Annotated in this window: 1 protein-coding gene (cut by a window edge); it reads right to left on the bottom strand. The window is 72.4% G+C overall.

Annotated elements, in window-relative coordinates; all coding sequences use genetic code 11:
• A protein-coding gene (locus tag AGRA3207_RS11615) for a non-ribosomal peptide synthetase (protein WP_273700059.1) crosses the window boundary here: on the bottom strand, positions 1-22,146 show its 3' portion. 4,392 nt of this gene lie beyond the right edge of the window; only the last 22,146 of its 26,538 coding nucleotides appear in the window; the start codon falls outside the window, past its right edge — the gene reads right to left on this strand; its stop codon occupies positions 1-3.

Below are 22,146 nucleotides of genomic sequence, written 5' to 3' on the forward strand. Positions count from 1 at the left end.
TCAGGTTTGGGACTCCAGCCATGTGGCTATTGCGGGCCAGGTTTGCCGCAGCATCTCCGGCTGCACGATGTCCCTGTGCCGGCAGGGGAGCCTGACCTCGGTGACCTCTCCGCGCACGAAGGGCTCCCAGAGGCCGCCGTCCGGGGGGTTCCCGCCTCCGCCGCGCACGTCGGCGATGAAGAGCAGGATGTCCCCGTCGAAGACGCCCGGCCGATGGGTCCTCTTGATCTGCAGGTTGTTGTGGAAGATCTTCGCGCCGAGGAGCAGTTCCTCGTCGGAGATGCCGCCGAGTACCTCGCCGAGTTCCTCCCGGAACATCCCGGCGATGCGCCGCTGGTGGTCCTCCGTGGTCATCGCGCCGTGGTCGTGGACGTCGCCGTCCGCGTCCGGCGGCCCGGTTGCCCCGCCGGGCGGGGGCTGCCCGGAGGGGTCCTCGTCCCGCTTGACGGACGGGTAGGTGTCCAGGATGACCACCGCGGCGACGGTCTCCCCGGCGGCCTGGAGCTGCACTGCGATCTCGTGTGCGGGGATCCCGCCGAACGAGAAGCCCAGCAGGTGGTAGGGGCCGGTCGGCTGCACGGCCCGGATCCGCTCGATGTACTCCGCCGCCATCTCCTCGATGCTCCCGGCCAGGTCGCCGCCGTCGAACCCGGCGGCCTGGATGCCGAGCAGCGGAACGTCGTCCGGGACGACCCTGGCCAGCGGCCTGTAGCACCAGCTCAGCCCGCCCGCCGGGTGGATGCAGAAGAACGGCGGCCGGGTCCCCTCGGCCCGGATCGGCAGCATCCTGCCGAGCGAGTCGCCCAGGGACGACAGGCCGAGCCTGCTGACGATCCCCGACGGGGTCGGGGTGGCGAACACGTCGCGCACGGAGACCGTGACGCCCCTGTCCTTCAGCTTCTTCAGCAGCGTGACCGCCAGCAGTGAGTGCCCTCCGAGCCGGAAGAAGTCGTCGTCCACCCCGACCTCCGGTATCCCGAGGACCTCGGCGAACGTCTCGCAGACCATCTCCTCCAGGCCCGTTGCGGGGTTGCGTTCGGCTGCCGCGCCCGCGGCCCCGGCGTAGTCGGGGACGGGCAGTGCTCTGCGGTCGAGTTTGCCGTTGGCGGTGAGAGGGAGTTCGGCGAGCGGGACGAGCGCGGCGGGGATCATGTGGTCGGGCAGCCGCCGGGCGAGGAACTCCCGCAGGTCTCCGACGTCGATCGCCTCCAGTGTTTCGGGGACGAGGTAGGCGACCAGGCGTTTGTCACCCGGGGTGTCCTCGCGGGCGATGACCGCCGCCTGCGCGACGTCCGGGTGTGCCCGCAAGGCGGCCTCGATCTCGCCGGGTTCGATACGGAACCCGCGGATCTTCACCTGCTCGTCCGCGCGTCCGGCGAACACCAACCGGCCGTCCAGATTCCAGCGGGCCAGGTCACCGGTCCGGTACATCCGCTCCCCCGGCGCGCCGAACGGGCACGCCACAAAGCGCTCGCCGGTCAACCCCGGACGGGCCACATAGCCGCGCGCCAGACCCGCACCGGCGACGTAGAGTTCCCCGATCACACCCGCCGGGACGGGAGCGAGGGCATCGTCCAGGACGAACAGCCGGGTGTTGGCGATCGGCGTGCCCACCGGGATGACACCGGACGCCACGTCCTGCGCGGTGACCCGCGTCGTCGCCACCCCGATCGTGGTCTCGGTCGGACCGTAGTGATTGAACACACCCCGGTCACCGGCCGCCTCCACCAGCTCACCCATCCACTCGACCGGAGCGGCCTCGCCACCCAGAACGACAGAGGCTGCAGGCAGCATCCGCTCGATCCCCGCCGCAGCCGACAAGGCGACCAAATGCGACGGGACCACCTTGAACGCGTCGATCCGCCGGTCCAGCAGGTGCTCCGCGACCGCCTCGGGGTCGGTGACCGCGTCCGCTTCGAGCACGTGCAGCCGCCCGCCGGTCACGAGGCTGGCGAACACCACCGTGTTGCCCAGGTCGGTCACCTGCGACTGCAACAGCGCATACCGCGCACCCACAGCCGTCCACCCGAGCCGGGACGACACCGACGACACATAGTTCGCCAGCGAACCTTGCGTCACCGCCACACCCTTCGGCGTCCCCGACGACCCAGACGTGTACATCACATACGCCAACCCCGATGAGGCGACCGCGCGCTCCGGCGCCGAGTCGGGCATTCCGGCCAGGAGGACGGCGGTCATCGGCTCGTCGACGGCCACCAGCCGGACCCGGTCGGCCTGGAGGCCGTCCGGTGCGTCCTGGGTGCAGAGCACCAGGTCGGCGCCGCTGTCGGCGAGCATGAACGCGATCCGGTCGGCGGGCAGCGCCTCGTCGATCGGCAGGTACGCCGCGCCCGCCTTCCACACGCCGAGGATCGCCGCCACCATCTGCGCACCACGCGGAAGGCACAGCCCCACGACCGACTCCGCGGCGGCCCCCAGGCCGCGCAGGTAGGCCGCCAGCCGGTTCACGCTCGTGTCGAGTTCGGCGTAGGTCATCTCGACGTCGCCGGCGACCAGCGCCACCGCGTCCGGGGCGGCCGCGACCCGTGCCTCGAAACCGTCCAGGACGGCCTCGGCCTCGGTGGCGGTCCCGGTGTCGTTCCACGCGAGGAGGACCTGGTCGCGTTCCTGCTGGTCCAGCACGTCGACCGCGTGCAGGACGAGGTCGGGCGCGGCGGTCACCGACTTCAGCACCCGCGCGAACCAGCCCGCGAACCGTCCGGCGGCGGGCGCGTCGAACAGGTCCGCCGCGACCGTCACCGATCCGTGCAGGCCCGCCGCGCGGCCGTCGGAGTCGAAGGTCTCCGCCAGGGTGAAGTCCAGGTCGAATCTGGCGCCCGACGCTCCGCGCTCAAGCCGCGCCGCCGCGGCCTTCGCCTCGGGGAGGTCCAGTGTCGCGCGCTCCACGTTCTGGACGGCCAGCAGCACCTGGAACAGCGGGTGCCGCGCCATCGACCGGGACGGCGCCAGCTCCTCCACCAGCCGCTCGAACGGGACGTCCTGATGCGCCAGCGCGCCCAGGCTCATCTCACGCACGCGGGCGACGACCTGCCGGAAGTCCGGGTCGCCGGACAGGTCCGTCCGGATCACCAGCGTGTTGATGAAGAAGCCGACCAGGTCGTCCAGGGCCTCGTCGGAGCGTCCGGCGACGCCCGATCCGATCGGGATGTCGGTTCCCGCGCCGAGGCGCGACAGCGTCACCGCGAGCGCGGCCTGCAACACCATGAACGTCGTCGCGCCCTCGGCCCGCGCCAGCGCCACCAGCCGCCCATGCACCTCGGCGGGCACACGCAACGGCGCGGCATACCCGACGTGGCCTGCGAGCGCCGGGCGGGGACGGTCGGTCGGCAGCGTCAGCTCCTCCGGCGCACCCGCCAGCGTCTGCCGCCAGTAGGCGAGCTGGGCCGACAGCAGGCTCTCGGGATCGGATTCCTCGCCGAGCAGCTCGCGCTGCCACAGCGCATAGTCGGCGTACTGGACGGGCAACGGCTCCCACTCCGGAGCCCGGCCCTGGAGCCGCGCCGCATACGCCGTGGACAGATCGCGTCCCAGCGGAGCCATCGACGAACCGTCACTGGCGATGTGGTGCATCACGACCACGAGCGTCTGATCGTCCGCCCCCGTCTGGAACAGCCACGCCCGGATCGGCACCTCGGCCGACAGGTCGAACGGACGGCGTTTCGCCTCCTCCACCGCGTCCGCGAGCCCCGCCAGGTCCACCTGGGACACCTGGAGGTCCCATTCCACATCCTCGGGGTCGAGGATCCGCTGGAAGGGCCTCCCGTCCACCGACGGGAAGACGGTGCGCAGCGACTCGTGGCGGCCGATCACGTCGCGCAGCGCGGCGGTCAGCGCCTCGACGTCCACGCCCGAGAGCCGGATCGGCATCGGGATGTTGTAGGCGGGGTTCGGCCCCTGCAACTGGCTGAGGAACCACAGCCGCCACTGCGCGAACGACAGCGGCACCCGCTCCGGACGGGGCCGGGCCCGCAGCGCCGGACGTGCCCGGTCTCCTCCGTTCTCGGCCAGGTGCGCGGCCAGGCCCGCGACCGTCGGAAGCTCGAACAGCGTCCTGACCTCGACCTCGACACCGAGGACGGACCTGATGCGCGCCACCAGCCGCGCCGCGAGGAGCGAGTGGCCGCCGAGATCGAAGAAACCGTCGTCCACGCCCACCGACTCCAGCTTCAGCACGTCGGCGAACGCCGCGCAGAGGATCTCCTCCTGCGGCGTCGACGGGCCCCGGCCCGTCCCGGCGCCGGCGGTGTACTCGGGGGCGGGCAGGGCCTTGCGGTCGAGCTTGCCGCTGACCGTCAGCGGCAGCTCGTCCAGGGCCACCACGGCGGCGGGCACCATGTACTCGGGCAGGCGCTCACCTGCGAACTCCCTGAGCCCGGACGTGTCGACGTCGGCGGGGGTGACATAGGCGACAAGCCGCCTGTCCCCCTGGGTGTCCTCCCGGGCGACCACCGCCGCCTGCGCGACGTCCGGGTGGGTCCGCAGGGCGATCTCGATCTCACCCGGCTCGATGCGGAAGCCGCGGATCTTCACCTGGTCGTCGGCGCGCCCGGCGAACAGCAATCGGCCGTCCGGAGTCCATTTGGCCAGGTCACCGGTCCGGTACATACGCTCACCCGGCGACGCACCCCACGGGCACGCCACGAACCGCTCACCCGTCAGGGCAGGCCGCCCGACATAGCCACGGGCCACTCCTGCACCGGTTACGTACAGTTCGCCCACTACGCCGACGGGCACGGGGGTCAACGCCCCGTCCAGGACGAACACGCGCGTGTTGGCCATCGGCGTGCCGATCGTCGGGGCATCCCCGGCCACCAGTGGCGCCGACATCGACGCGCACACCGTCGTCTCCGTCGGCCCATAGGCGTTGATCAGACGACGGCCCGGCGCCCACACCTCCACCAGACCCGCGTCCAGGGCTTCACCCGCCGACACCAGCGTCTGCACAGACGTCAGATCGTCGGCTTCGAGAGCCGTGAGCACCGCCGGGGGCAGCGTCGCGTGCGTCACGCCCTGGCCCGTCACCACGTTCGCCAGTCCGGCACCCGGGATCAGCTCGTCCGCCGAGGCCATCACCAGGGTCACACCCGAGCACAGCGTGACCAGAACCTCGGACACCGCCGCGTCGAACCCCGCCGACGCGAACTGCAACACCCGCGAACCCGGCCCCACCTCGAAACGCTCGCCCTGCGCCGCGACCAGGTTCACCACGCCGCCATGCGGCACCGCCACCCCCTTGGGCGTACCGGTCGAACCCGACGTGTAGATGACGTAGGCCAGGCCCGCCGGATCCACCGCCACTCCTGGCGACGCATCCGGGTACGCGGCGATCTGCTCCTGCACCTGCGGGCCGTCCACCGCGACCGGGAGCACGCCTCGCAACGGCAGCTCGTCCAGGACGTCCCGGGTCCCCAGCACCACCAGCGTGCGGCTGTCGTCCAGCATGAACCCGACCCGCTCGGCAGGAAGCCGCTCATCGACCGGCAGATACGCCGCGCCCGCTTTCAGGACGCCCATGAGCGCCGCCACCAGATCCAGGCCGCGCGGCATGCACAGCCCCACGACCGACTCCGCGCCCACGCCGAGCCCACGCAGGTAACCGGCGAGCCGGTTCGCGCGAGCGTCCAGATCGGCGAAGGTCAGCTCGACGCCGTCGCCCACCACGGCCACCGCATCCGGAGCCTCCGCCACCCGCCGCTCGAACACGTCGAGGACGGTCGCGTCCGGCACGGCCGCCGCGGTGTCGTTCCAGCGGACGAGCACCTGGTCACGTTCCTGCCGGTCGAGCAGGTCCACCGCGTGCAGGGGGGTGCCGGGCGACGCGGTCACCACGTCCAGCACGCGGACGAACCAGCCCGCGAAGCGCGCGGCGGCCGGCGCGTCGAACAGGTCCGCCGCGACGGTCACCGATCCGCGCAGACCGGCCGGGCGCCCTTCGCGGTCGAACGCCTCCCCGACCATGATGTCCATGTCGGTCTTCACGACGGCCACCGTGGCGACGTCCAGGCCGGACACGCCGCTCGCCCGCGTGCCGGGCAACTCCAGGGCCGCCCGTTCGACGTTCTGCAAGGTCAGCACGATCTGGAACAGCGGATGCCGGGCCATCGACCGCTCGGGCGCCAGCTCCTCCACCAGCCGCTCGAAGGGGACGTCCTGATGGGCGAGGGCGCCCAGGCTCGCCTCACGGACCCGTCCCAGCACCTGACGGAACTCCGGGTCACCCGACAGGTCCGTCCGGATCACCAGGGAGTTCAGGAAGAAGCCGACCAGATCGTCCAGCGCCTCATCGGTACGCCCCGCCACACCCGACCCGATCGGGATATCGGTCCCCGCACCCAGCCGCGACAGCGTCACCGCGAGCGCCGCCTGCACGATCATGAACGTCGTGGCGCCCTCGGCCCGGGACAGCTCCACCAGCCGCCCGTGGATCTCGGCCGGAACCTGCAAGGGAGCGACGTGACCGCGATGGCCGGCCGCCGCAGGGCGCGGATGATCCGCCGGAAGCGCCAGTTCCTCCGGGATCCCGGACAGGGTCCGCCGCCAGTACTCCACCTGCGCCGACAGCAGACTCTCCGGGTCCGACTCCTCCCCCAGCAGCTCACGCTGCCACAACGCATAGTCGGCGTACTGGACGGGCAACGGCTCCCACTCCGGAGCCCGCCCCTCAAGCCGCGCCGCATACGCCACCGACACGTCCCGGCCCAGCGGACCGCGCGACCAGCCGTCACTGGCGATGTGGTGCATGACCACCACCAGCACCTGCTCGTCCGTCCCGACCTGGAACAGCGACGCACGGATGGGCGCCTCCGCCGACAGGTCGAAGGTGTGGCGCGACGCCTGCCTCACGGCCTCCACCACGTCCCCGGCGTCCATCTCCGAGACGTTCAGCTCCCAGTCCAGATCCTGGACGTCGAGGACGTGCTGGTACGGCTCGCCGTCCACGGATGGGAACACCGTCCGCAGCGACTCGTGGCGCCCGATCACATCGCGAAGGGCCGCGGCGAGCGCATCGGCGTCCGCCCCGGTCAGCCGGACGACGACGGGGATGTTGTAGGTGGCGCTCGGGCCCTCCAGCTGCGTCAGGAACCAGAGCCGCCGCTGCGCGAACGACAGCGGCACCCGCTCCGGGCGTTCCCCGGCCCGCAGCGCCGTCCGGGCCTGGACGGCATCCTGACCGGCGATGCGGGCCGCCAGCGCCGCCACCGTCGGCGCCTCGAACAGCGTCCGGATGTCCACCTCGACGCCGAGCGTGACCCGGATCCGGGACACCAGCTTCACCCCGAGCAGCGAGTGCCCACCGAGATCGAAGAAGCTGTCCTCGACTCCGACCGAGTCGAGCCCGAGCACGTGGGCGAACGCCCCGCAGAGGATCTCCTCTTGCGCCGTCGCCGGGCCGCGGCCCGTTCCGGCACCGGTGCCCGCCGCATAGTCGGGGGCGGGAAGCGCCTTGCGGTCGAGTTTGCCGTTGGCGGTGAGAGGGAGTTCGGCGAGCGGGACGAGCGCGGCGGGGATCATGTGGTCGGGCAGCCGCCGGGCGAGGAACTCCCGCAGGTCCGCGACGTCGGCCGGGTTCTCCGCTTCCGGGATGAGGTAGGCGACCAGACGCTTGTCACCCGGGGTGTCCTCGCGGGCGATGACGGCGCTGTGCGCCACACCCGGATGCGCCACCAAGGCGGCCTCGATCTCGCCGGGTTCGATACGGAACCCGCGGATCTTCACCTGCTCGTCCGCGCGCCCGGCGAACACCAACCGGCCGTCCAACCCCCAGCGGGCCAGGTCACCGGTCCGGTACATCCGCTCCCCCGGCGCACCGAACGGGCACGCCACGAACCGCTCACCGGTCAACCCCGGACGGCCCACATAACCGCGCGCCACACCCGCACCGGCGACGTAGAGTTCCCCGATCACACCCGCCGGGACGGGGGCGAGCCCACCGTCCAGGACGAACAGCCGGGTGTTGGCGATCGGCGTGCCCACCGGGATGACACCGGACGCCACGTCCTGCGCGGTGACCCGCGTCGTCGCCACCCCGATCGTGGTCTCGGTCGGACCGTAGTGATTGAACACACCCCGGTCACCGGCCGCCTCCACCAGCTCACCCACCCACTCCACCGGAGCGGCCTCACCACCCAGCACCACCGACACCGCAGGCAGCACCCGCTCCACACCCGCCACAGCCGACAAGGCGACCAAATGCGACGGGACCACCTTGAACGCGTCGATCCGCTGACCCTCCACACAATCGGCCACGGCCTCGGGGTCGGTGACCGCGTCCGGATCGAGGATGTGCAGCCGTCCGCCTGTCGCCAGGCTGGCGAAGACCACCGTGTTGCCCAGGTCGGTCACCTGCGACTGCAACAGCACATACCGCGCACCCACAGCCGTCCACCCGAGCCGGGACGACACCGACGACACATAGTTCGCCAGAGAACCTTGCGTCACCGCCACACCCTTCGGCGTCCCCGACGACCCAGACGTGTACATCACATACGCCAGCCCCGACGAAGCCACTACCTGCTCCGGCGCCGAGACGGGCATGGCCTCGATCAACGCGACCATCGCCGGGTGATCGACGGCCACCAGCCGGACCCGCCCGGCGGGCAGGTCGTCCAGGACGTCCTGGGTTCCCAGGACCACTTGGGTGCGGCTGTCGGCGAGCATGAACGCCAGCCGTTCGGCCGGGAGACGGCCGTCGATCGGCAGGTATGCCGCGCCCGCTTTCCACACCCCGAGGATCGCCGCCACCATCTGCGCACCACGCGGAAGGCACAACCCGACCACCGACTCCGCGCCCATGCCCAGGCCGCGCAGGTAGGCCGCCAGCCGGTCGGCCTGCGCGTCCAGCTGCGCGTAGGTCGTCTCGTCCCCGTCGGCGGCCAGCGCCACCGCGTCGGGGGCGGCCACGACGCGCTGCCCGAACAGTTCGAGGACGGTGGGGCTCGCCGTGCCGGTCTCGGTGTCGTTCCATTCGAGGAGGATCTGGTCGCGCTCGCGCGGGTCCAGCACGTCCACCGCGTGCAGGACGAGGTCCGGGTCCATCGCCACCGAGTCCAGGACGCGTTCGAACCAGCCCGCGATGCGGCGGGCGGCGGGCGCGTCGAACAGGTCCGCGGCAGCCGTCACCGACCCGCGCACTCCTGCGGCGCGGCCCTGGTCGTCGAAGACCTCCTCGGCGGCCACGTACAGGTCGAACTTGGCGGGAGTCAGCGCCGGGCCGCGACCGCCCATGCCATCCCCCGACTCCGCACCCGCACCCGCACCCGCGCCAACTTGCACGCCCGGGAGGTCCAGTGCGGCGTCACCGGTGTTCTGCATGGTGAGCACCACCTGGACCAGCGGGTGCCGCGCCATCGACCGGGACGGCGCCAGCTCCTCCACCAGCCGCTCGAACGGGACGTCCTGATGCGCCAGCGCGCCCAGGCCCGCCTCGCGGACCCGTCCCAGCACCTGCCGGAATCCCGGGTCACCGGACAGGTCCGTCCGGATCACCAGCGTGTTCAGGAAGAAGCCGACCAGGTCGTCGAGCGCCTCGTCGGTGCGGCCCGCGATCGGCGAGCCGATCGGGATGTCGGTTCCCGCTCCGAGCCGCGACAGCGTGACCGCGAGCGCGGCCTGCAACACCATGAACGTCGTCGCGCCCTCGGCCCGCGCCAGCGCCACCAGCCGCCCATGCACCTCGGCGGGCACGCGCAGCGGCGCGGCGTATCCGACGTGGCCGGACGTGGCGGGGCGCGGACGGTCCGCCGGGAGCGTCAGTTCCTCGGGCGCTCCGGCGAGGGTCCGGCGCCAGTACTCCATCTGCGCCGACAGCAGGCTGTCCGGATCGGTCTCCTCGCCCAGCAGCTCGCGCTGCCACAGCGCATAGTCGGCGTACTGGACGGGCAACGGCTCCCACTCCGGAGCCCGCCCCTGAAGCCGCGCCGCATACGCCGCGGACACGTCCCGGCCCATTGGGACCATCGACGAGCCGTCGCTGGCGATGTGGTGCATCACCACCATGAGCACCTGGTCGTCCGACCCGGTCTGGAGCAGCCACGCCCGGATCGGCATTTCGGCCGACAGGTCGAACGGGTACCGCGCGGCCTCCGTCACGGCCTCCGCCAGTCCCCCGTCCTCCACGTGGCGCACCTCAAGGTCCCAGTCCAGCTCGTGAGGGTCGAGGACGCGCTGGTAGGGCTCGCCGTCCACGGACGGGAAGACGGTCCGCAGCGACTCGTGGCGCTCGATCACGTCCCGCAGCGCCGCACGCAGCGCCGCGACGTCCACACCGGTCAGCCGGATCGGCATCGGGAGGTTGTAGGCGGGGTTCGGCCCTTGCAGCTGGCCGAGGAACCACAGGCGGCGTTGCGCGAACGACAGCGGCACCCGTTCCGGGCGGGTGCCCGCGCGGAGCGCCGGACGGGTCCGCCCCGGCGCCGTCCCCTCCAGGAGGACGGCCAGAGCGGCGACCGTCGGCGCCTCGAACAGCGCCCGGACCTCGATCTCCACGCCCAGCGCGGACCTGATCCGCGACACCAGCCGGACCGCCAGCAGCGAGTGCCCGCCCAACTCGAAGAAGCTGTCGTCGACGCCCACCGACTCCAGGCCGAGCACGCTGGCGAACGCCGCGCACAGGGCGTGTTCGCGTGCGGTCGCCGGGGCCCGGCCCTCCTTGGCGCCGGAGGCGTAGTCGGGGGCGGGCAGTGCCCGGCGGTCGAGTTTGCCGCTGGCCGCCAGCGGCAGCTCGGCCAAGGTGACCACCGCCGCCGGGACCATGTACGCCGGCAGCCGCCCGGCCAGGAAGGCCCGCAGCCCGGCGGTGTCTACGGCCGCCAGCCCGGCGGTGTCGACGGCCGCGCCAGTGCCCGGGGGCGTCGCGGCAGGGGTGACGTAGGCGACGAGGCGCTTGTCTCCCGGGGTGTCCTCGCGGGCGGCCACCGCCGCCTGCGCGACGTCCGGATGGGTCCGCAGGACGGCCTCGATCTCGCCGGGCTCGATGCGGAAGCCGCGGATCTTCACCTGGTCGTCGGCGCGCCCGGCGAACATGAGCGTGCCGTCCCGCGTCCATTTGGCCAGGTCACCGGTCCGGTACATCCGCTCGCCCGGCGACGAACCCCACGGGCACGCCACGAACCGCTCACCCGTCAGGGACGGTCGGCCCACGTATCCGCGGGCCACACCCGCGCCCGCGACATACAGTTCGCCCACCGCGCCGACCGGGGCGGGGGTCAACGCCCCGTCCAGGACGAACACGCGGGTGTTGGCCATCGGCGTGCCGATCGTCGGGGCGTCCCCGGCGGCCAGCGGCGCGGACAGCGACGTGGACACGGTCGTCTCCGTCGGGCCATAGCCATTGATCAGGCGACGGCCCGGCGCCCACGCCTCCACCAGGCCGGCGTCCAGGGCCTCGCCCGCCGACACCAGCGTGGACACCGACCTGAGATCGTCGGCGCCGAGCGCGGACAGCACCGCCGGGGGGAGCGTCGCGTGCGTCACTCCGTGGCCGGCGACCAGGTCCACGAGGCCCGCGCCCGGAGTCAGGTCGTCCGCCGACGCCGTCACCAGGGTCGCGCCCGAGCACAGCGGCACCAGCATCTCGGGCACCGCCGCGTCGAAGCTGACGGACGCGAACTGCAACAGCCGCGCCCCCGGCCCTGTCGCGAAGTGCCGTGAAAGCGCCGACACCATGTTCACCACGCCGCCGTGCGTGACCGCCACGCCCTTGGGCGTCCCGGTCGAACCCGACGTGTAGATGACGTAGGCCAGGCTCGCCGGATCCACCGCGATTCCCGGGGACGTATCCGGGCAGGCGGCGATCTGCTCGTGGACCCCCGGGTCGTCCATCGCCACCGGACGCGCGCCGTGCGGCGGCAGCTCGCCCAGGACGTCACGGGTCCCCAGCACCACCAGCGTGCGGCAGTCGTCCAGCATGAACGCGATCCGCTCGGCGGGCAGCCGCTCGTCGATCGGCAGATACGCCGCGCCCGCCTTGAGCACGCCCAGGACCGCCGCCACCAAGTCCACGCCGCGCGGCAGGCACAGCCCCACGACCGACTCCGCGCCGACGCCGAGCCCACGCAGGTAACCGGCCAGCCGGTTCGCACGAGCGTCCAGATCGGCGTAGGTCGACTCGACGCCGTCGCCCACCACCGCCACCGCATCCGGGGTGGCCGTCACCTGCCGCTCGAACAGCCGCACGACCGAGATCTCCGGAAGCGCGGTGCCGGTGTCGTTCCATTCGACGAGCACCTGGTCGCGTTCGCGCGGGTCCAGCACGTCCACGGCGTGCAGGACGAGGTCCGGGGCGGCGGTCACCATGTCCAGCACGCGGACGAACCGGTCCGCGATCGTGACGGCGGCCGGGGCGTCGAACAGGTCGGCGGCGACCGTGACCGCCCCGCGCAGGCCCGCCGGACGGCCGTCGTGGTCGAACACCTCCCCGATCATCACGTCCATGTCGGTCTTCACCGGGGTCGCGGCGGCGCCGCCTCCAGAGGAGGCGACTCCCGCGCGCACGCCGGGCAGCTCCAGCGCCGCGCGCTCGATGTTCTGCAGGGTGAGGACGACCTGGAACAGCGGATGCCGCGCCATCGACCGCTCGGGCGCCAGCTCCTCCACCAGCCGCTCGAACGGCACGTCCTGATGGGCCATCGCGCCCAGGCTCGCCTCGCGCACCCGTCCCAGGACCTGCCGGAACTCCGGATCGCCGGACAGGTCGGTGCGGATGACCAGGGTGTTGATGAAGAAGCCGACCAGGTCGTCCAGCGCCTCGTCGGTACGTCCGGCGACACCCGACCCGATCGGGATGTCGGTTCCGGCGCCGAGCCGCGACAGGGTGACCGCGAGGGCGGCCTGCAACACCATGAACGTCGTGGCGCCCTCTGCCTGAGCCAGCTCCGCCACCCGCTCGTGCACCTCGCCGGGCACCTCGATGAGCGCGGGGTGCCCGAGATGTCCGGCCACCGCCGGGCGGGGACGGTCGGCCGGCAGCGTCAGCTCCTCCGGCGCTCCGGCGAGGGTCCGCCGCCAGTAGGCGACCTGCGCCGACAGCAGGCTCTCCGGATCGGACTCTTCGCCGAGCAGCTCGCGTTGCCACAGCGCATAGTCGGCGTACTGGACGGGCAATGGCTCCCACTCCGGAGCCCGCCCCTGAAGCCGCGCCGCATACGCCACCGACAGATCCCGGCCCATCGGCACCATCGACCAGCCGTCACTGGCGATGTGGTGCATCACCACCAGCAGCACCTGCTCGTCCGCACCGGCCTGGAACAGCCACGCACGGATCGGCACCTCGGCCGACAGGTCGAAGGCGTGCCGCGACGCCCGGCCCACGGCCCCGGCCAGTTCCCCGGCCTCGACCGGGACGACCTCAAGGTCCCAGCGCAGGTCGTCCATGTCCACGATCAGCTGGTAGGGCTCGCCGTCCACGGACGGGAAGACCGTCCGCAGCGACTCGTGGCGCCCGATCACGTCACGCAACGCCGCCCGCAGCGCCGCGACGTCCACGCCCGGCAGGTTGATCGGCATCGGGACGTTGTAGGTGGGGTTCGGTCCCTCCAGCTGGGCCAGGAACCAGAGCCGCCGCTGCGCGAACGACAACGGCACCCGCTCGGGACGCACGCGCGCCCGCAGCGCCGCACGCGCCCGTCCGACATCCGGCCCCGCCAGCCGCGCCGCCAAGCCCGCGACCGTCGGCGCCTCGAACAGCGCCCGGACCCCGATCTCCACGCCCAGCGCGGACCTGATCCGCGACACCAGCCGGACCGCCAGCAGCGAATGCCCGCCCAGCTGGAAGAAGCCGTCGTCCACGCCCACCGACTCCAGGCCCAGCACCTGGGCGAACGCCGCGCACAGCGCCACCTCCTGGGGAGTGGACGGCGCCCGCCCCGCCCCCGCGCCGGTGGAGTAGTCGGGTGCGGGCAGGGCCCGGCGGTCGAGCTTGCCGCTGACCGTCAGAGGCAGCCCGTCCAGCGCCACGACGGCGGCGGGCACCATGTACTCGGGCAGCCGCCCGGCCGTGAACTCCCTGAGCCCGGACGTGTCGATGTCGTCAGGCGTGACGTAGGCGACGAGCCGCTTGTCTCCCGGAATGTCCTCGCGGGCGATTACCGCCGCCTGCGCGACGTCCGAGTGGCTTCGCAGGACGACCTCGACCTCGCCCGGCTCGATGCGGAAGCCCCGGATCTTCACCTGGTCATCGGCGCGCCCGACGAACATCAACCGGCCGTCCCGCGTCCACCTGCCCAGGTCACCGGTCCGATACATACGCTCACCCGGCGACGCACCCCACGGGCACGCCACGAACCGCTCCCCCGTCAGGACCGACCGTCCCACATACCCCCGGGCCACGCCGCCACCCGCCACATACAGCTCACCCACCACACCGACAGGAGCCGGATTGAGGGCGTCGTCCAGGACGAACACACGCGTGTTCACCATCGGCGTGCCGATCACCGGATCATCCCCGGCCACCAGCGGCGCCGACATCGACGCGCACACCGTCGTCTCCGTCGGACCATACGCATTGATCAGACGACGACCCGGCGCCCACACCCCCACCAGACCCGCATCCAAAGCCTCACCCGCCGACACCAGCGTCTCCACCGAACCCAGATCCGCCTCGTCCAACGCGCCCAGCACCGCAGGCGGCAGCGTCGCATGCGTCACGCCCTGCCCGGCCACCACCCCCGCCAGCCCCGCACCCGGGATCAGCTCATCCGCCGACGCCAACACCAGCGCCGCACCCGAGCACAACGTCACCAGAACCTCGGACACCGCCGCATCGAACCCCGCCGATGCGAACTGCAACACCCGCGAACCCCGCCCCACCTCGAAATGCCGCGACTGCCCGACCACCAGATTCACCACACCGCCATGCGTCACCCCCACACCCTTCGGCGTCCCCGTCGAACCCGACGTATAGATCACATACGCCAGACCCGACGGGTCCACCACGTCGGCGGCGGCCGTGCCGCACTGGCCGACGAGGGCCTCGATGGTCTCCGGGTCATCGACGGCGATCATCGGGACGTCCACGGGCGGGAGATGGTCCAGCGACTCGCGGGTCCCAAGCAGGAGCCGGGCACGGCTGTCGGCCAGCATGAACCCGATCCGCTCCGCCGGGTGGCGCATGTCGATCGGCAGGTACGCGGCGCCCGCCTTCAGCACCCCCAAGATCGCCGCCACCAGGCCCGCGCCACGCGGCAGGCACAGCCCCACGACCGACTCCGCGCCGACGCCCAGGCCGCGCAGGTGACCGGCCAGACGGCTCGCCGCCGCGTCCAGCTCCGCGTAGGTCGTCGCGGTCTCGCCGACCAGCACCGCCACCGTGTCCGGGGCCTCCGCCACCTGCCGCGCGAAGAGGTCGAGCACCGTCGCCGCGGGCAATGCGGCGGCGGTGTCGTTCCAGGCGACGAGCAGCCGCTCGCGCTCCTCGGCGTCGAGCAGGTCCACCGCGCGTAGGGCGATGTCGGGGGCGGCGGTGACCTCGTCCAGGACCTGGACGAACCAGTCGGCGATCCGCTCCGCCACGGGTGCGTCGAAAAGATCGGCGGAGGCGGTCACCGATCCGCGCAGTCCCGCCGGGCGGCCCCGATCGTCGAACACCTCTCCGACGATCACGTCGAGGTCGGTCTTCACCGACGCGGCCACGGTGGCGCCGGGGGCGGTGTCGGGGGCGGCTCCCATGCGTGCGCCGGGCACGTCCAGCACCGTGCGCTCGACGTTCTGCAAGGTGAGCATCACCTGGAACAGCGGATGGCGCGCCATCGCCCGCTCGGGCGCCAGCTCCTCCACCAGCCGCTCGAACGGGACGTCCTGATGCGCGAACGCGCTCAGGCTCGCCTCGCGGACCCGTCCCAGAATCTGCCGGAACCGCGGATCGCCGGACAGGTCGGTGCGGATGACCAGGGTGTTGATGAAGAAGCCGACCAGATCGTCCAGCGCCTCGTCGGTACGGCCCGCCACACCCGACCCGATCGGGATGTCGGTTCCGGCGCCGAGACGTGACAGCGTCACCGCGAGCGCGGCTTGGACGATCATGAACGTCGTGGCGCCCTCGGCCCGCGCCAGCTCGGCCACCCGCTCGTGGATCTCCGCCGGTATCCGCAACGGCACCGCGTGGCCACGGTGGCTCGCCACTGCGGGGCGTGGCCGGTCCGCGGGCAACGTCAGCTCTTCGGGCGCCCCGGACAGGGTCCGCCGCCAGTACTCCACCTGCGCCGACAGCAAGCTGTCAGGGTCGGTTTCCTCCCCCAGCAGCTCGCGCTGCCATAAGGCGTAATCGGCGTACTGGACGGGCAACGGTTCCCACTCGGGGGCCCGGCCCTGGAGCCGCGCCGCATACGCCACCGACACGTCCCGGGCCAGCGGGCCGCGCGACCAGCCGTCGCTGGCGATGTGGTGCATGACCACGACCAGCACCTGCTCGTCCGGCCGCCCGGCGTCCCCGGCTTCTTCGGTGTCCCCGGCCTGGAACAGCCATGCGCGGATCGGGATCTCCGCCGACAGGTCGAACTCGTACCGCCCGGCCTGTGCCACCGCCTCGGCCAGCTCCCCGGCCGCCACGCGGGACACTTCCAGGTCCCATTGAAGGTCACGCACGTCCGAGATGTGCTGGTGGGGTTCTCCGTCCACGGACGGGAACACCGTGCGGAGCGACTCGTGGCGCCCGATCACATCCCGCAGGGCCGTGGCGAGGGCATCGGTGTCCACCTCGCCCGCCAGTCGGAGCACGGCGGGGATGTTGTAGGTCGAAGACGGCCCTTCCAGTTGCGCGAGGAACCAGAGCCGCCGCTGCGCGAACGACAGCGGCACCCGCTCCGGACGCTCCACCGCACGCAACGCGACCCGGGCCCGGTCCACATCGCCTAGGGCCAGACGGGCGGCCAGACCCGCCACCGTCGGCACCTCGAACAACGTCCGGACCTCGACCTCCACACCAAGCAACGACCTGATCCGCGACACCAGACGCACCGCCAGCAGCGAATGCCCACCCAACTCGAAGAAGCTGTCATCGACGCCCACCGAATCGAGGCCCAGGACATCGGCGAACGCCCCGCAAAGGATCTCCTCCTGCGCCGTCGACGGACCGCGGCCCGCCCCGGCCGCGGAGGCGTAGTCGGGGGCGGGCAGGGCCTTGCGGTCCAGCTTGCCGCTGGCGGTCAGGGGAAGCCCGGCGAGCACGACCACCGCGGCCGGGACCATGTACTCCGGCAGCCGTCCCGCCACGAACTTGCGCAGGCCGCCGGTGTCGATGTCGGTTCCGGTTCGGGCGTCGGCGGGCACGATGTAGGCGACGAGGCGCCTGTCACCCGGGGTGTCCTCGCGGGCGACCACGGCGGCCCGCGTGACGTCCGGGTGGGTGCGCAGGACGGTCTCGACCTCGCCCGGCTCGATGCGGAAGCCCCGGATCTTCACCTGATCGTCGGCGCGCCCGACGAACATCAACCGGCCGTCCGGAGTCCATTTGGCCAGGTCACCGGTCCGGTACATCCGCTCACCCGGCGACGCACCCCACGGGCACGCCACGAACCGCCCACCCGTGAGGACGGGCTGACCCACGTAGCCGCGGGCCACCCCGTCACCGGCCACATACAGTTCGCCCGCCACGCCGACGGGCGCCGGGGTCAACGCCCCGTCCAGGATGTACACGCGGGTGTTGGCCATCGGTGTGCCGATCGTCGGGGCGTCCCCGGCGGCCAGCGGAGCCGACATCGACGCGCACACCGTCGTCTCCGTCGGGCCATACGCATTGATCAGACGACGGCCCGGCGCCCACACCTCCACCAGGCTCGCGTCCAGGGCCTCACCCGCCGACACCAGCGTCTCCAGCGACGGCACGGTGCCCGCGTCGAGCGCACTCAGCGCAGCCGGGGGCAGCGTCGCGTGCGTCACGCCCTGGCCGGTCACGACGTCCGCCAATCCGGCGCCCGGGACGAGGTCGTCCGCCGACGCCATCACCAGGGTCGCACCCGAGCACAGCGTGACCAGAACCTCGGACACCGCCGCGTCGAACCCCACCGACGCGAACTGCAACACCCGCGAGCCGGGCCCCACCTCGAAATGCCGCGCCTGCGCCGCCACAAGATTCACCGCACCGGCATGTGTGACCGCCACGCCCTTGGGCGTTCCGGTCGAACCGGACGTGTAGATCACATACGCCAGGCCGGACGGGTCCACGGCGAGCCCGGACGAGGTGCCCGGGTGGGCCGCGACCTGGTCCCGGACGCGCGGATCGTCCACCGCCACCGGCAGGACGCCCCGCAGCGGCAGTTCGTCGAGGACGTCCTTCGTGCCGAGGACCACGAGCGTGCGGCTGTCGGCCAGCATGAACCCGACCCGCTCCGCCGGGTACCGGACGTCGATCGGCAGGTACGCGGCGCCCGCCTTCAGCACCGCCAGGATCGCGGTGACGAGCCGCGCGCCGCGCGGCATGCACAGGCCGACGGCCGATTCCGCGCCCACTCCGAGCCCGCGCAGGTGAGCGGCCAGGCGGTTCGCCGACGCGTCCAGGTCGGCGTAGGTCAGCCCGGCGTGCCCGCCGGCCACGGCCACCGCCTCCGGGGCCTCCGCGACCTGCCGCTCGAACAGGTCGAGGACGGTCGCGCCCGCCACCGCCGCCGCGGTGTCGTTCCATCCGACGAGGACGCGATCGCGCTCGTCCGGGTCCAGTAGGTCCACCGCGTGCAGGACGGTGCCCGGAGCCGCGGTCACCACGTCCAGGACACGCGTGAACCAGCCGACGATCCGTTCCGCCGCGGGTGCGTCGAACAGGTCCGCCGCCACCGTCACCGAGCCGCGCAACCCCGCCGGACGGCCGTCCTCGTCGAACACCTCCCCGACCATCACGTCCACGTCGGTCTTCACCGACGCCACCGCCGCGGCGTCCAGGCCGGACACGGCTCCGGCCTGCACTCCGGGGATGTCCAGGACGGCGCGTTCGACGTTCTGCAACGTGAGCACGACCTGGAACAGCGGGTGGCGCGCCATCGACCGCTCGGGCGCCAGCTCTTCCACCAGCCGCTCGAACGGGACGTCCTGATGCGCCAGCGCGCCCAGGCTCGCCTCACGGACCCGCCCCAGCACCTGCCGGAACTCCGGGTCACCCGACAGGTCCGTCCGGATCACCAGGGAGTTCAGGAAGAAGCCGACCAGATCGTCCAGCGCCTCATCGGTACGGCCCGCCACACCCGACCCGATCGGGATATCGGTCCCCGCACCCAGCCGCGACAACGTCACCGCGAGCGCCGCCTGCACGATCATGAACGTCGTGGCGCCCTCGGCCCGGGACAGCTCCACCAGCCGCCCATGAATCTCGGCGGGAATCCGGAGCGGCGCGACATGACCGCGATGACTCGCCACCGCCGGACGCGGCCGGTCCACCGGCAAGGCCAACTCCTCCGGCGCCCCGGACAGGGTCCGCCGCCAGTACTCCACCTGCGCCGACAGCAGACTCTCCGGGTCCGACTCCTCCCCCAGCAGCTCACGCTGCCACAACGCATAGTCGGCGTACTGGACGGGCAACGGCTCCCACTCCGGAGCCCGCCCCTCAAGCCGCGCCGCATACGCCACCGACACGTCCCGGCCCAGCGGACCGCGCGACCAGCCGTCACTGGCGATGTGGTGCATGACCACCATCAGCACCTGCTCGTCCGCCTGCCCGGCGTCTCCGGCCTTCCCGGCGTCCCCGGCCTGGAACAGCCACGCGCGGATCGGGATCTCCGCCGACAGGTCGAACTCATACCGGGTGGCCCGCTCGACGGCCCTGGCCAGATCGCCGGGCTCCACCTCGCTGATCGTCAGGTCCCACTCCAGCTCGTCCGGATCGAGGATGCGCTGGTAGGGCTCGCCCTCCACGGACGGGAACACCGTGCGGAGCGACTCGTGGCGCCCGATGACGTCGCGCAACGCCGCTCGCAACGCCGGGACGTCCACTCCCCGCAGCCGGATCGGAGTGGGGACGTTGTAGGTCGCGCTCGGGCCCTCAAGCTGGGCGAGGAACCAGAGCCGTCGCTGCGCGAACGACAACGGCACCCGCTCCGGACGCTCCACCGCACGCAACGCAACACGAGCCCGGTCCACATCGCCCAGGGCCAGACGGGCGGCCAGCCCCGCCACCGTCGGCACCTCGAACAACGTCCGGACCTCGACCTCCACACCCAGCAACGACCTGATCCGCGACACCAGCCGGACCGCCAGCAGCGAATGCCCACCCAACTCAAAGAAGCTGTCGTCAACGCCCACCGAAGCGAGGCCCAGGACATCGGCGAACGCCCCGCACAGGGCCTCCTCCTGTGGGGTGGCCGGGCCGCGGCCTCCACCGGCGCTGTACTCCGGAGCCGGTAACGCGCGGCGGTCGAGCTTCCCGTTGGGGGTCAGCGGCAGGTCGGCGAGGGCGACCACCGCGGCCGGGACCATGTAGTCCGGCAGCCGTCCCGCCACGAACTCCCGCAGCTCACCGGCCTCGGCGCCGCCGCCGGTAAGGCCGGTACCGTCCAGGCCGGTGCCGTCGAGGAGGACATAGGCGACGAGCCTCCTGTCACCCGGGGTGTCCTCGCGGGCGATCACGGCCGCGCGCGCCACGTCGGTGTGGGTGAGCAGAGCGGCCTCGATCTCGCCCGGCTCGATGCGGAACCCGCGGATCTTCACCTGGTCGTCGGTGCGGCCTGCGAACGTCAACCGGCCGTCCGGCGTCCATTTGGCCAGGTCACCGGTCCGGTACATGCGCTCGCCCGGCGACGAACCCCACGGGCACGCCACGAACCGTTCACCCGTCAGAGCGGGCCGGCCCACATAGCCGCGGGCCACGCCCGTCCCCGCGACGTAGAGCTCGCCCGCCGCGCCCACAGGTGCCGGGCTCAACGCCTCGTCCAGGACGAACAGCCGGGTGTTGGCCATCGGGGTGCCGATCGTCGGATCGTCCCCGGCGGCCAGCGGTGCCGACATCGACGCGCACACCGTCGTCTCCGTCGGGCCATAGGCGTTGATCAGACGACGGCCCGGCGCCCACACCTCCACCAGGCCCGCGTCCAGGGCCTCACCCGCCGACACGAGCGTCTGCACCGAACCCAGATCGTCGGCTCCGAGCGCGCCCAGCACCGCGGGCGGCAGCGTCGTATGCGTCACGCCCTGACCGGTCACCACCTCTGCCAGCCCGGCTCCGGGGATCAGCTCGTCAGCCGACGCCATCACCAGCGCCGCACCGGAGCACAGCGTGACGAGCACTTCGGACACCGCCGCGTCGAACCCGATCGACGCGAACTGCAACACCCGGGAACCCGGCCCCACCTCGAAGTGCCGTGACTGCGCCGCGACCAGGTTCACCACGCCGCCATGCGTCACCGCGACGCCCTTGGGCGTTCCGGTCGAGCCGGACGTGTAGATCACATACGCGAGGCCGGACGGGTCCACGGCGCCGTCCACAGGAGTGTCGGCGTACCCGTCCAGGACGGCGGCGTTCACCGGGTCGTCGATCGCGATCATGCGGACGCGCCCGGCCGGCAGGTCGCCGAGCGCGTCCTGGGTGCCGAGCACCAGCTGGGTTCGGCTGTCGGCCAGCATGAACGCCACCCGCTCGGCGGGCAGCCGCACGTCGACCGGCAGATACGCGGCGCCCGCCCTGAGAACGCCCATGATCGCCGTCACCAGCCGCGCGTCCCGTGGCATGCACAGGCCCACGACCGATTCCGCGCCGACGCCCAGGTCGCGCAGGTAACCGGCCAGGCGGTTCGCCGACGCGTCCAGCTGGGCGTAGGTAAGCCCGGTGCACGCGCCGTCCACGGCCATGGCGTCCGGGGCGTCCTCGACCCGCCGCTCGAACAGGTCGAGGACGGTCGTGCCCGCCGCCGCCATCGCGGTGTCGTTCCATCCGGCGAGGACCTGATCGCGTTCCTCCGGGTCCAGGACGTCCACCGCGTGCAGGGCGATGCCCGGAGCCGCGGTCACCACGTCCAGGACACGCGTGAACCACCCGGCCAGCCGCGTCGCGGCGGGTGCGTCGAACAGGTCCGCCGCCACCGTCACCGAGCCGCGCAACCCCGCCGGACGGCCGTCCTCGTCGAACACCTCCCCGACCATCACGTCCACGTCGGTCTTCACCGACGCCACCGCCGCGGTCTCCAGGCCGCGTACGGCTCCCGCGCCCGTCCG

The sequence above is a fragment of the Actinomadura graeca genome, assembly GCF_019175365.1.
GTDB lineage: Bacteria > Actinomycetota > Actinomycetes > Streptosporangiales > Streptosporangiaceae > Spirillospora > Spirillospora graeca.